The sequence below is a fragment of the Stenotrophomonas sp. PS02298 genome (genome assembly GCF_029959445.1).
Lineage (GTDB): Bacteria > Pseudomonadota > Gammaproteobacteria > Xanthomonadales > Xanthomonadaceae > Stenotrophomonas.
The window spans coordinates 1-12,868 of the sequence record NZ_JASCOR010000129.1 but is presented as its reverse complement, the minus strand read 5'-3'; the positions used below and the strand labels follow the sequence as shown (position 1 = coordinate 12,868).

Below are 12,868 nucleotides of genomic sequence, written 5' to 3'. Positions count from 1 at the left end.
CCCCTCTCCCGCACGCGGGAGAGGGGCTAGTGGACTAGCAGCCGACGTGATCCGAGCCCCTCTCCCGCCTGCGGGAGAGGGGTTGGGGTGAGGGCAAGCTCTTGCTTTGCTTCATGTAACACCACTGCAACCAAACTGCAGCAAAGTGCGCCGCAACCGGCATCGGCCGGAAGGACCCTGCGTATGAAGACCCGCCTGCTGCTCGCCGCGATGCTGTTGTCGACCACCCCACTGGCCTGGAGCCAGCAGCGTGACTACCTGCCGCTGGAGCAGCGCCTGAGCGCCGAACAGCTGCAGCAGGTCGGCTTGAGTGCTCAGCAGCTGCAGCTGCTCAATCGCATGCTCAGCGAAGCAGCGCCATCACCGGCACCAGTGGCCGCCGCCACGCCCACGCCGGCCCCCATGCAGATCGGCCTGGAAGAAGGGCCGGTGCACAGCAGCGTGCAGGGAACGGTGGAGGGCTGGGAACCGGGCACTGTGTTCGTGCTGGCCAATGGCCAGCAATGGAAGGTGCTCAAAGGCCAGATGCGCCTGCGCACTGCCTTGCAGTCGCCGGAGATCGAGGTGATCCCGGGGATCGCCGGGCGCTGGTTCCTGCAGGTGGACGAAGACCTGCCAAAGGCGCGGGTTTACCGGATTCTGTAAACGGTCAGACCGCGCGGGCGTTGCAGCTTTTGCAGCTTTTGTGGGAGCGGCGTAAGCCGCGAAGCCACAGTTGTTTCCGAAGCAGCGGACAACGCCATATCGGCCGAAGAGAATCTCCGGCGCGAATGCATTGTCAGCTTCGCGGCTTACGCCGCTCCCACAAGAGAGCTGTCGCTCCCACATCCCACAGTCGCTTACGCCGGACGCACGCGCTGGGTCAGGCCCTTGAGGAAGTTGCGCAGGGCCTGGTCGCCGCATTCGCGGTAATTCTTGTGGTCTGGCTGGCGGAACAGTGCCGACAGCTCCGGCTTGGACATCGGGAAGCCCGCCGCCTCGAAGATCGCATGCATGTCCACGTCCTTCAGTTCGAAGGCCACGCGCAGCTTCTTCAGCACGATGTTGTTGGTGATGCGTTTTTCCGGCGGGCGCTGCGGCTGCGATTCGTCGCGGCCACGGTAGTGGTAGATCAAACCGTCCAGGAAACGCGACAGCACCGCGTCCGGGCAGGCTTCAAACAACGGCTCGTCGTCCTTGCGCAGGAAATCGTGCACCTGGGCGGCATCCACTTCAAAGCTGGAATCGGCCAGGTGAATGGTGTCCACCACCATGCTGTCGCTGAGGTCGAGCATGTAGCGGATGCTGCGCAGTACGTCGTTGTTGATCATTGCCACTCCGGAACCACCGCGGCGGAGATGCCGGCGGGGGCATAGTGTAACGCCGCACCGGTGGGCCCCCAGCCTACAATCGGAGCTGGTTCAGCAAAGTCCGTCCGCATGCTCCCATACGCACCCGTTCCCGCGCGGCCCATCGGGGCCCGGTCTGCCACGCTGTCGTTGGCGGGCCGGCAATGAGTTCACGCGCGATCCTGCACCTGTGCCTGCATGTGGCGGTGCCTGCACTGCTGGCCTGGCTGTTCTGGCGGCCGCAGTTCGGCAAGGCCTGGCTGTTGCTGTTGCTGGGCTGGGTGATCGACCTGGACCACCTGCTGGCCGACCCGATCTATGCCCCCAACCGCTGCAGCATCGGCTTCCACCCGCTGCATACCGCGCCGGCCATCGTGCTGTATGCGGGGCTGACCCTGCCCAAGCGGACCCGCCTGTTCGGCATCGGCCTGCTGGTGCATATCGCGCTGGATGCGCTGGATTGCCTGTGGATGCACGCCGGCCGCTAGGTTGCCGCCTGGACGGGGTTGCCACCCGCTGGAACCGGGGAACGGCGGGCTCGGTAGCCGCCAGGAGTAGCAGGGGCGGGCTTACCAGCCGCGCCTGACGTACGTGGGAGCGGCTTACCAGCCGCCCCAGGGACCGGGGCCAAAGCCCGGGCCAGGGCCGTAAGGGCCATACCCATAGGGACCGGGGCCTTCGCTCTTGCTCATATGGATGTTCAGGTTCACCCGACGGCTCTCGCCCTCGTCGGTGTTGTAGTTCTTGCCCAGGTTCAGGTCCACGGCCTGCCAATTGCTGTTGCCGTAGGCCTTGGAATAGCCGATGCCGGCGCTGATCGCGCCATGCACCTGCAGCTTGTCGTCCATTACCTCGGCGCCTGGATTGCTGTCCTTCTTGGCCAGGCCGCGACCGCTGTGGTCGCCGTAATAGGTGCCTGGCGCATCGCCCTTGTAGGTATCGCCCAGGTAGCGCAGCGGTGCCTGCGGCACGCTCAGGTCCAGCCCGCCCGCAGTGCTGGCGGCATCGTCCTGCGCCATGGCCAGGGCAGGTGCCAACAACAGGACGGCGATCAGTGATGTGCGGATCATGTTGCAGGTGCTCCGGTACGGGGACCACGCCGTGCTGGCGGGCAACATGGACGCTAACAGAAAAGCGTTGAACGATGGCTGTCGATCACCGTCGGTGCAGGGGAACTTTCAGGCCAGGCGCTGGAAGGAGAACAACTCCGCCAAGCGGTGCTGGCGGCGCTCGATGGCGGCGCGGATCAGGCCGGCACCCAGCATCGAATAGGTGATGCCATTGCCGCCGTAGGCCATGGCGAAATGCACGCGCGGCCCCCATTGCGGGTGCGGGCCGAAGAAGGGCAGGCCGTCCTCGGTCTCGGCAAAGGTGCCTGCCCAGGCGAAGGTCGGCGTCATCGCCAGTTGCGGGAACAGTTTGCCGACCTTTGCTGCCAGCCGCTGCGCCTTGCGATCCACCTGCGCATCGCGGCGCAGCGGCAGGTCGATGGCATCGTCCTCACCGCCGGCCAGCAGGCGCTGGTCGGCGGTGGTGCGCAGGTAGAGATAGGGGCGGGCGGTCTCCCACAGCAAGGTGTCGCGCAGTTGCGCCAGTGCATCTGTCGGCATTGGATCGGTGACAAACGCATAGCTGCTGCGGTTGCGCGCAACACGTTGGCGCAACCACTGCTGGGCCGCGTAGCCGGTAGCCACCACCAGCTGCTTGCACTCGATGCGCAGGCCATCGGCGGTGCGCAGCTGCACCCGCCGGGTGCTGGTCTCGACCGCATCGATGCGGCAGTGGTCATGGACCCGCGCACCCCGTGCAAGCAGCCGGATCAGCAGGCGGTAGCTCATGCGGTAAGGGTCCATGCTTGCGGCCGGTGTGCTGAGAATCGCGCCGGGCGCGCTGAAGCCGAACTCCTCGGCGACGCCCGCGGCGTCCAGCCAATCCACCGCGAAGCCGTGCCGGCTGCGCAGATCGAATTCTTCCAGCAGCGGTCCCAGGTGGCGGCGCCGGCTGGCGTAATACAGGCTGCGCGCGGTGCGGAAATCGACGTCGTCCACCTGCGCGGCCAACACCCGCAACGCTTCGATGGCTTGCTCGCAGGCACGGTAGGCCAGCACTGCTGCCTCCAGTCCATGACGTTTGGCGAGCTCGCGCAGGGGCGTGTCGATTTCGTACTGCAGCAGCGCGGTGCTGGCGGCAGTGGAGCCCCAGCCGATATCACGCTGCTCGATGACCGCAACCTCATGGCCATGCTGCACCAGCTCATCGGCGATCAGCGCGGCGGTGACGCCACCGCCAACCACCACCACCTCGCAGCGCAGATCCTGCTGCAACGGCGCGAAGGCATGCATCAGGCCATTCTTGATGGCCCAGAACGGGTAGCCACTCTTCAGGTCCATGCGCGCCTCCGTTCGCCGCTGCAGCGGTTGTCAGCCGGTCGGGTGGCCGGTATGCGGGGTGTGGATCAAGGATTTGGTGTCAAAGCCCTGCTGCTGTGCATAGGCGATGTAGTGGTCACGGGTGGTGGTATCCATCCGCGGCAGGCGCGCCAGCAGCCACAGGTATTTGCGGTCGGGGCTGCCCACCAGCGCGGTGGTATAGGCCGAGTCCAGTTGCATGATCCAGTAGTCACCCTTGGTGAAGGGAATCCAGCGCAGGCCCTCGGGCAGGAAGCTGACTTCGAGCTTGCTGTTGCTGTCATCGACCGCAGTTGCCTGGCCGATCGATTCCTCCAGTTTGCCGTCATGCAGGCAGCGGTTCTGCACGCGTACGCTGCCGTCTTCGTTGAGCGAGTAATGGGCGCTGATGTCGGTGGCATCCTCGGGTTCGTGGCGCATCGGCAGGCGCGCCACTTCATACCAGGTGCCCAGGTAGCGCTGCAGGTCCACGTGCGGAACAGTTGCCAGGGAGGAGTGTTGCGTCATGGTTGACCTCTTCGGCGGTGGCGCGGGGGCGCGCCGGGGCAACAGCTATAGGCCACTGCCGGTTAAGGGATTGTGCCGGGCAGGTTGATTCACCATTCACTGAATCGCTGCCATCGAGGGCAGCGTTTCTTCGCGCCGGGAAAATCGGGCTGCGCTAGGCTGGTGTCGTCCGAAAACAGGAGTTCTCCATGTTTGTCGTGATCCTGCTCAAGGGGCAGAACCGCTATGCGCGCGAGCGCTGGGAGCAGTTGCCGGAGGTGGTTGAGTACGAGGGGCAGGGGTTCTGCCTGCGTGCAGGTCCACGCCAGCCGCAGCCAACCACACAGGTGTGGGAGCCGGTGGCGATCTACGCGCCGCACGCCTTGACCGAGGATGAGTTCATGGAAATCTACGAGCTCAACCGCCACCACATCGTCGAGCTGTCGCTGGAGTACTGAAGAGTGGGCACGGTTTTGCAGGATGTGGACGCGCACTGACATATAGTTCCCGGCAGGCGCGGTGGTCCGCGCGATCCGGTGTCCTGCCTTGCTTGCCCAACGCTTTCTGCATCCGCTGCGCGCGCTGTTGTTTGTCCTGCTGGTTGGCCTGGCTGCCGGCAATGTGGCTTGGGCCGCGCCCGATGGTGCGGCGGCTGACAGCAGTCCGCAGACCCGCATAGAACAGGCCTCGCGCGCGGTCGCGGCGGTCAAACGTGCGGTCAATGACGCCGACGCGCCGGAAACCCTGAAAACCCTGGCCGAGCGTGCCACCCAGGCGCAGCGCGAGGCCGAGGCCAGCGTCGCGGCGCTGCAGCCGGAACTGACCCAGCTCGATGCCCGCATCGAGCAGCTCGGGCCGGCACCAGAGGGCGGGGAAGAGTCGGGTATCGCCCGCCAGCGCAAGCTGCTGGACCAGCAACGCAGCCAGATCGATGCCGACATCAAGCGCGGCAAGCTGCTGGCCGAGGAGGCCAAGCAGGCCAACGAAGCCATCGAGAAGATGCGTGCCCAGCAGTTTGGCGAGCAGATGGGTCGCAAGGTGGCTTCGCCGCTGTCGCCGGCACTGTGGCGCGAGTTTGGTGCGCATGTGCCTGACGATCTCGCCCGCTTCCGGTCGCTGTACCGGCAGGCCCACGATGCCCTGCTGAAGGCAGCCCGCAAGCAGGGCTGGGGCATGCCGCTGCTGGGCGCCTCGCTGGCCTTGCTGATGCTGTTCCCGCTGCGGATCTGGTTGCGCTACCTTGGCCGCCGCTATGCCGCCTCCGAGCGCGCCCCGGACGGACGCCTGCGTCGCACTGGGCTTGCGGTGTGGCTGCTGCTGGTCGGCACCCTGCTGCCCGGGCTGGCGGCCACGGTACTGGTGGCCAGCCTGCGGGCAATCGATGCGATCGCGCCGCGCTTGGAATCGGTGGCCGACATGTTCGTCGTCGCCACCTTCGTGGCGGCCTTCATCGGTGCGGTGGCGGCCAGCCTGCTGGTGCCGTCGCGGCCGACCTGGCGCCTGCTGGATATCGATGATGTCGCCGCCGCCCGCCTGCGGCGCTTTGCCTGGGGTGCGGCCAGCCTGACCTGGCTGACCATGCTGTTGCGCGACGTCAATCGCGCGGCGCGCACCTCGGCGGTGGGCACGGTGACCCTGGATGGCCTGATCGCACTGACCTACGTGGTGTTGATCATGAGCATGCTGGCGACCTTGGCCGGCCTGCATCGGCGCCGCGCCGCACAGGCCGCACAGGCCGAAGCAGCGAACACCAGCAGCGGCCGCTCGCCGCGTGCACCGCGCAGTGGCTGGCTGATCGTGGCGCGCCTGGGAGGCTACCTGAGCATCTTCGCCGCGCTGGTGGCGACCTTGCTCGGCTACCTCAACTTCGCCATGTTCACCGCCCAGCAGATGGTCTGGGGCACGGTGATCGTGCTGGCGACGACGTTGCTGACGCGCTTCGCCGATGACTTCGCGTTGTGGCTGCTGGCACCGGACAGTGCTGCCGGGCGCATGCTGCGGCTGTCGACCGGCTTGTCCTCCAATCGCCTGGAACAGGCCGGTGTATTGCTGTCGGCCACGTCACGGCTCGCGCTGGTGATGCTGGGCATCACCGCCTTTGTTGCACCGTTCGGCAACGTCAGCGCCCTGTATGGCTGGCTGGAGCGCCTGTCGGCCGGCATCAAGATCGGCGGCAACCTGCTGACGCCGGCCTCGATCATCAGCGCGGTGCTGGTGCTGGTATTGGGCCTGGCGCTGATGCGGGTGGTGCAGCGCTGGCTGGTGGATACCTATCTGCCCAAGACCGACCTGGATATCGGTGCACGCAATTCGATCAGCACCGTTGCCCACTATCTCGGCATCGTGCTGGCTGGCCTGTGGGCCCTGGCGGCGCTGGGCATCGGCTTTGAAAAGGTAGCTCTGCTGGCAAGCGCCTTGTCGGTGGGCATTGGTTTTGGTCTGCAGGCGATCACCCAGAACTTCGTCTCCGGCCTGATCCTGCTGGCCGAACGCCCGGTGAAGATCGGTGACTGGATCAAGATCGGTGACCAGGAGGGCGATATCCGCCGCATTTCGGTGCGTTCGACCGAGATCCAGGTGGGCGATCGTTCCACCCTGATCGTGCCCAACTCGGAGCTGATCACCAAGACCATCCGCAACATGACCATGGCCAATGCGCTGGGCCGCATCCAGGTGCAGTTCTCGGTGCCGCTGGGCACCGACATGGGCAAGCTGCGGACCTTGCTGCTGGGGATCTACGCGGCAAACGAAACGGTGCTGATCGATCCGGCGCCGTCGTTCTTCATTGATTCGATCAGTGGTGGACAGGTGGCGGTGAACAGCTTTGCCTACGTGTCATCGTCGCGGAGCGTATACGGCACCCGCAGTGATGTGCTGTTCGCACTGCTGGAGCAGACTGCCGGCGCCGGCATCGCCCTGGTCACCCCGACCGACATCCATCTGGTGCGCGATCCCCCGCAGGCCTAGGCAGTGCCGAGCCAGGCTCGGCAGGGGCGTTGCCGGTGATTTGCAGGAGCGGCGTCAGCCGCGAAGCTGATGGTCAGTCAGATTGCGGTTGCAATAGCGATTGCAGCATTGCCAGCTTCGCGGCTGAGGCTTGTCGCTAGCCAATGGAAAGGTCTCTTTGTGGGAGCGGCGTAAGCCGCGAAGCTATTGATCCATTGGATTGCGACTGCAATGGCGATTGCAACATTGCCAGCTTCGCGGCTTACGCCGCTCCTACAAGAGCTTGGTCACGACCTCGGATGACCACTGGTCGGCACCAGCGCATAGTCGTCGACCGCCAGCTGCTCGGCGTGATTGAGCCAGGCGCGGATCTCCAGGTCATCGATCTCCCGGTCCACGCCCAGCGGCATGCGGATGCGGCCTTCGCTATCGGGCTGTACCCATTGCTGTGCCACCACCACGTTGCGCTTTGATGCCACCGCTTCCACCCAGAAGCCGCGCTGCGGACGCTGTGCGGCATACAGCTCCAGTACGTATCGGCCGGGACTGGTGTGGCGCGGCTGGCGGCTGATCATGCGTGATTGACGCACGCTCGGGCGTGGCCCGCTGAAGGCCTGCAAGGGTGCATCCACGGCGATGCCACGGCGCAGCTGCGCATCGCGGTACAGGCGCATGCCCTGATCGCTGTCCAGCAGCAGGGCGCACCATTGGCCATCGGCCGAGCCATCTTCAAACGCGGTGCAGCGATCGACATAGGCCAGGCGATGTTGCGGATCGGCCTCCTCGAACTTGCGTGACGTGTTCTCCAGGTACACGGATTTCAGGTCCCACTGCTGGTCGTATTCCAGCAGTACAGGTGGCTGCACCTTCTGTACGCCGACCAGTACCTGGTCGTCATCCAGCCGCAGCATGCGGGTCTGTTCACCCAGCCACAGCGAGCGTGCGAACGCGCTATAGCGGGCGTAGGTCTTCGTATCACCGCTGGTGGCCGCTACGCTGGCACTGGCCGCGGGTGCCGGCTTCAACAGCGAGCGGCCAAAGCCGATCGCATCGATCGCCGGATCCAGCAGCTGCAGCGCGGTAGCACCCGAGTCCAGCGTGGTGCCCGCCTGCGCAACGATCTGCCGCGGCTGCAGCTTGTTGCCCAGGAACAGCAGCAGGTTCTCGCGCTTCTGCTTTTCCAGCACATGGCTCAGGTCATTGGGCATGGCCAGATGATCCGAGGCCACCACCACCAGCGTATTGTCGGCGAACGCGCTGCTGCGGATGCGATCGACCAGGCGCGAGATCAAGCGATCACTGCACTTGAGCGCATTGAGCAGGCCGATATTGCCGTGTGTGCTGCGGTAGCGGGTGTTCTTGCAGGCAACCGGCAGATGCCCGGCCGGGTGGTGGGTGTCCATGGTCAGCGCGGTCAGCATGAAGGGCTGGCCGCGCTCGGACAGTTCCAGGAAACGTTCGTAGGCGCGTTCCAGCAGCACGTCATCGTGCACGCCCCAATTGGAGAAATGGCGCTTGGCGATGTTCTGCTGCTGGAACCATTCCAGATCGCGCACGTCGTCAAAGCCGTGCGAGTTGAGGAAGTCCGCCTTGGCCGCGAATTGCCCGTTGGCGCCGCCCATGTAGTGGTTGCTGTAGCCCTGCTGCTTCAGATAGTCGCCAAGGCAGAAGGCTTCGGGCAGGAAGCGGCCCATCCGGCCCATGCTGTTTTCGTCGCCCTGCGCGGTGGTCAGCGGCACGCCACACATGGAGGACACCAGGCCGGCGATGGTCCAGCCACTGCCGTCGGCCGAGGCGATGTTGCGGAAATCCAGGCCTTCGCCAGCAAGCCGAGTCAGGTTGGGCATCAGCCCGGGGAAGACGTCTTCGTTGAAATAGGTGCGTTCCAGACTCTCGCCGTAGATCCAGACGATGTTCGGCCGCTGCGCCAGCGCCTTTGATGGCAACTGGTATTCAGGTGCTACCGCGCTGTAGTCCACCGGCTGCATCTGCTGATAGATGCGCTTGCCGTCGGTGTACAACGGGCTGAGCAGCAGTGTTGTCAGTAGCAGTGCGGCGAAGCCGCCGAACACTGCCACGCCATGGCGTGGACGCTGCAGGCGACGCACGCGCAGCAACAGCAATGGGGTCAGCGAGATGATCACCAGGCCGATGAAGCCGATGATGTAGGCGCTGAAGTCGCCAACGCCGGCACCTTCCATGTCGCTGCGCAGGTGGTACAGCGTGGCCGAGTTGATGCCATCACCGCTGAGTTTGTCGATCAGCCACCAGCTGCTCAGTGCCAACAGCAGCAGCGATAGAAGACCTGCCTTCACGCGGGCCAGGGTGGGTGACAACATCAACAATACGAACAGTGCTGCCAGAGACAGCCAGATGATCCAATGCATGCGGTCACGTGGGTAGTGGAGACAGGGGCGACGGCCTTGGCCGTCATCGCTCTACACACTGTTGTTTCAGTGTCGTGGCAGAAGCATCTGGATCTTGCCTGCCGTAACCTGACTGAAATGTTGGGACGGCGCTGCTGCATTCATCATCAGTTGCGCGCTATGTGTTGCAGGCTGAATGCTGTGAGTTGTTGTGAGAGAGTGTGCTTTTTGACTTGATTTCACAGGTTGGCAACTGCTGCTGGCATTGCGCGCGATGCAATGCACTTGGACGCGTAGCCTGGGCAAGCGCAGCGCAGCCGGGATTGGACATGATCGAAGCAATACAGCTTGCGCCTGCTAATGCAGGATCAAGGCTTGTGTGCATCTGTGGTGCTGTTGCGTGAGTGCAAGCATCGCCAGGTCCCGGGTGCGCTTACCCGGGCTACAGATGCCGCATCTACACTCAGCGATGGCCGCGCTCTTCGCGGGCGCGTGCTCTGGTGCGCCTATCAAACAGCAGTGAGCTGACGATCAGCCCCAGGCCGATGATCACGCCCAGCAGGAACAGCAGCATTGCAAATGCGGGATAGCCGAACAGCGTCCAACGTGTCGGCACGCGCATCAACAATGTCGAGGACAGCAGCAGTGCAGCGGTGATCAAGCCTGCTGCGATGCGGTTGGCAACTTTCTGGATGTTCTCCATCAGTCGCGATTCGTCCAGGCCGGTGACCTTCATCTGCAGCCGGTTCTCGGCCAGCACGCTGAGGATGTCGGACATGCGGCGCGGGCCGTTGCGCAGCAGCTGTTGCAGCTCCATCGCCTCGCTGGCCAGGTTGGCCGCCGAGAACGACTTGCGGAAATGTGCGCGCATCACATGCTGCAGCTGCCGTTCGACAACCTTGCGGGTTTGCATCTCCGGCGCCAGGAAGCGGCACACGCCTTCCAGATTGAGCAGCGCCTTGCCGAGCAGGCTCAGCTCCGGTGGCGTGCGCAGGTTGCTGGAGGTGGCGATGCGCACGATCTCCAGCACCACATGGCCTTCGGACAAGGTGCCATTGGCAGCGTAGCGGGCAATCATCTGCCCGGTCTCGCGCAGATAGCGCTCCTCGTCGTAGTCCTCCAGGCGGGTACTGATGCCGATGATCTCGTCGGCCACTTCCTCGCCACGGCCATCCACTGCGGCGAACAATACCTTCAGCAGGCGCTGGCGCAGCCGTGGCGGCACATGCGCGACCATGCCCAGGTCGAAGATCGCCAGCCGGCCCTCGGGGGTGACGCGCAGGTTGCCGGGATGCGGATCGGCATGGATTTCGCCATGCACGAAGATCTGGTCCAGATAGCCGCGGACGAGTGCGGCGGCCAGCGGCACCATCGACTGCTCGGTGCGGCGTACCGGTGGGATCGCATCCACCCGCACGCCTTGCACCAGTTCCATGGTCAGCACGCGGCGTCCACACAGGTCCCACACCGGTTGCGGTATCCACAGTTCGGGGTAGGGCGCCAGATGCTGGCCGAAACGCGCCAGGTTGGCAGCTTCGGCCTCGTAGTCCAGCTCCATGCGCAGGGTCTTGGCGAACTCGCCCAGCCAGTCGGAGAAGCGCACCTTGCGGCCGACCCGGGTCAGGTGATCGGCGGCAGTGGCGAAGCTGCGCAGCACACCGATATCCGAACGCAGCTGGGCGGCGACATCGGGCTTCTGAACCTTGATGGCAACCTGGCGGCCATCGTGCAGCTCGGCCTGGTGGACCTGGGCGATGGAAGCGCTGCCCAGTGGCTGCGGGTCGAACCAGGCAAACAGCTTGCTGACCGGTGCGCCCAGCTCGTCCTCGATCACTGCGCGGATCTGTTCCACCGGGATCGGCGCGACTTTTTCCTGCATGCGTTCCAGCGCAGCCACGTATTCGGGCGGGATCATGTCCGGGCGGGTCGACAGCACCTGGCCCAGTTTGACGAAGGTGGTGCCCAGCGCTTCCAGATCAGCGACGAACTGGGTGGGATTGCCGGCGGCCGGTGGCCGGCCCAGGCGCGGGATTTCGCCATCCAGCGAGATGCCGGAGAACACCCCCGAACTGCGGTAGCGCAGCAGCAGCCGCACGATCTGCTGGCGTCGGCTGTTGCCGCCGACGGTGGTCGGGTTGTCGCTGTTGGTCGGGTCCATCAAGCGGGGATCTTCCTGGCGGCCGAAGCTGCAGTGTGGCCGCAGCCGGGTTGCCGGCGGGTGAATACGTGGCCCCATGCCCCGATCCAGCCGCGAATGAGTGAGAATCCTCCCTTCCCCTGTCTCATGACCTTACGGTGACCCATGGCTGGAGCCAGCCTGTTTGCCCTGCTCGACGATATTGCCGCGTTGCTGGATGACGTCTCCATCCTCACCAAGGTCGCCGCCAAGAAGACCGCGGGCGTGCTCGGTGATGATCTGGCCTTGAACGCGCAGCAGGTTACCGGCGTCACTGCCAACCGTGAGTTGCCGGTGGTGTGGGCGGTGGCCAAGGGCTCACTGGTCAACAAGGCGATCCTGGTGCCGGCGGCCTTGGCGATCAGTGCATGGCTGCCGTGGGCGATCACCCCGCTGATGATGATCGGCGGTGCCTTTCTCTGCTACGAAGGCGTGGAGAAGCTGGCGCACAAGTTCCTGCATTCCAAGGATGAGGACGAGGCGCACAAGGCCGAGCGCCTGAAGGCCATGGCCGATGAGAAGGTGGATCTGGTTGCGTTCGAGAAGGACAAGATCAAGGGCGCGGTGCGCACCGACTTCATCCTGTCGGCGGAGATCATCGTGCTGTCGCTGGGGGTGATCTCGCATGCGCCTTTCAGCCAGCAGGTTGCCACCCTGATCGCGATTGCGTTGGGCATGACGGTGTTCGTCTATGGCCTGGTTGCGGGCATCGTCAAGCTGGATGACGTTGGTGCGTGGTTGCTGGACAAGGGCCGCGCGCTGGCGGCAGTTGGACGCGGCCTGCTGTATGCCACGCCATGGTTGATGCGCGGCCTGTCGATTGCCGGCACCGCGGCGATGTTCCTGGTGGGTGGCGGCATACTGGTGCATGCAATTCCGGCCCTGCACCACTTCGTGCTCGGGCTGGGGCCGACCAATCTGGAATGGCTGGCCAATGCGCTTGGCAGCATGGTGGTGGGCATCATAATCGGCGCGGTGGTGCTGACCGTGGTGACCATGATCCAGCGTATGCGTGGGGCGAAAGCGGCGCATTGAAGCCGGTATTCCTCCCTTGATTGTGGGAGCGGCGTCAGCCGCGAAGCAGGGAATGCTTCAGGCATCAGCAATGGTGCCTGCATGACAGGCATCTGATGGATTGCCTGCTTCGCGGCTGACGCC

At 64.7% G+C, this 12,868-nt stretch carries 11 protein-coding genes; 5 read left to right on the top strand and 6 right to left on the bottom strand.

The features are described 5' to 3' along the window. Window positions 1–183: 183 nt before the first annotated feature. On the top strand, window positions 184–645 hold the full coding sequence (locus tag QMX78_RS16250) for a hypothetical protein (RefSeq protein ID WP_282271457.1): 462 nt from the start codon (window positions 184–186) through the stop codon (window positions 643–645). 194 nt (window positions 646–839) lie between these two features. Here QMX78_RS16250 and QMX78_RS16245 read toward each other — a convergent pair whose 3' ends face one another. After that, a complete protein-coding gene (locus QMX78_RS16245) occupies window positions 840–1,310 on the bottom strand; it encodes a DUF1456 family protein (RefSeq protein WP_282271455.1) in 471 nt (156 codons plus the stop codon). A gap of 182 nt (window positions 1,311–1,492) precedes the next feature. Here QMX78_RS16245 and QMX78_RS16240 point away from each other — a divergent pair, with 182 nt between their 5' ends. Further along, the gene (locus tag QMX78_RS16240) at window positions 1,493–1,816 is read left to right on the top strand and encodes a DUF6122 family protein (RefSeq protein WP_282271453.1); all 324 of its coding nucleotides are present in this window, start codon (window positions 1,493–1,495) and stop codon (window positions 1,814–1,816) included. Between the two features lie 114 nt (window positions 1,817–1,930). Here the strand turns inward: QMX78_RS16240 and QMX78_RS16235 are convergent, their stop codons facing one another. The 3 genes from QMX78_RS16235 to QMX78_RS16225 all read right to left on the bottom strand — a co-directional run bounded on the left by QMX78_RS16235 (window position 1,931) and on the right by QMX78_RS16225 (window position 4,243). After that, a complete protein-coding gene (locus tag QMX78_RS16235; protein WP_282271452.1) occupies window positions 1,931–2,398 on the bottom strand; it encodes a hypothetical protein in 468 nt (155 codons plus the stop codon). A 108-nt stretch (window positions 2,399–2,506) separates the two neighbouring features. After that, a complete protein-coding gene (locus QMX78_RS16230) occupies window positions 2,507–3,718 on the bottom strand; it encodes an FAD-dependent oxidoreductase (protein WP_282271451.1) in 1,212 nt (403 codons plus the stop codon). Window positions 3,719–3,748: 30 nt separating this feature from the next. After that, window positions 3,749–4,243, bottom strand: coding sequence for a lipocalin family protein (locus tag QMX78_RS16225; protein WP_282271450.1), 495 nt, complete (start codon window positions 4,241–4,243; stop codon window positions 3,749–3,751). Window positions 4,244–4,431: 188 nt separating this feature from the next. Here QMX78_RS16225 and QMX78_RS16220 point away from each other — a divergent pair, with 188 nt between their 5' ends. Together QMX78_RS16220 and QMX78_RS16215 are read left to right on the top strand one after the other, a co-directional pair. Beyond that, on the top strand, window positions 4,432–4,680 hold the full coding sequence (locus tag QMX78_RS16220) for a hypothetical protein (RefSeq protein WP_282271449.1): 249 nt from the start codon (window positions 4,432–4,434) through the stop codon (window positions 4,678–4,680). A gap of 88 nt (window positions 4,681–4,768) precedes the next feature. After that, window positions 4,769–7,189, top strand: coding sequence for a DUF3772 domain-containing protein (locus QMX78_RS16215; RefSeq protein ID WP_282271448.1), 2,421 nt, complete (start codon window positions 4,769–4,771; stop codon window positions 7,187–7,189). Between the two features lie 266 nt (window positions 7,190–7,455). Here the strand turns inward: QMX78_RS16215 and QMX78_RS16210 are convergent, their stop codons facing one another. Then, on the bottom strand, window positions 7,456–9,555 hold the full coding sequence (locus tag QMX78_RS16210) for a phosphoglycerol transferase I (RefSeq protein WP_282271446.1): 2,100 nt from the start codon (window positions 9,553–9,555) through the stop codon (window positions 7,456–7,458). 442 nt (window positions 9,556–9,997) lie between these two features. After that, entirely contained in the window at window positions 9,998–11,692 is a 1,695-nt protein-coding gene (locus tag QMX78_RS16205; RefSeq protein WP_282271459.1) for an AarF/UbiB family protein, read from the bottom strand. A 144-nt stretch (window positions 11,693–11,836) separates the two neighbouring features. Between QMX78_RS16205 and QMX78_RS16200 the strand changes: the two genes are divergently transcribed. Beyond that, the gene (locus QMX78_RS16200) at window positions 11,837–12,745 is read left to right on the top strand and encodes a DUF808 domain-containing protein (protein ID WP_282271444.1); all 909 of its coding nucleotides are present in this window, start codon (window positions 11,837–11,839) and stop codon (window positions 12,743–12,745) included. Window positions 12,746–12,868 lie beyond the last annotated feature (123 nt).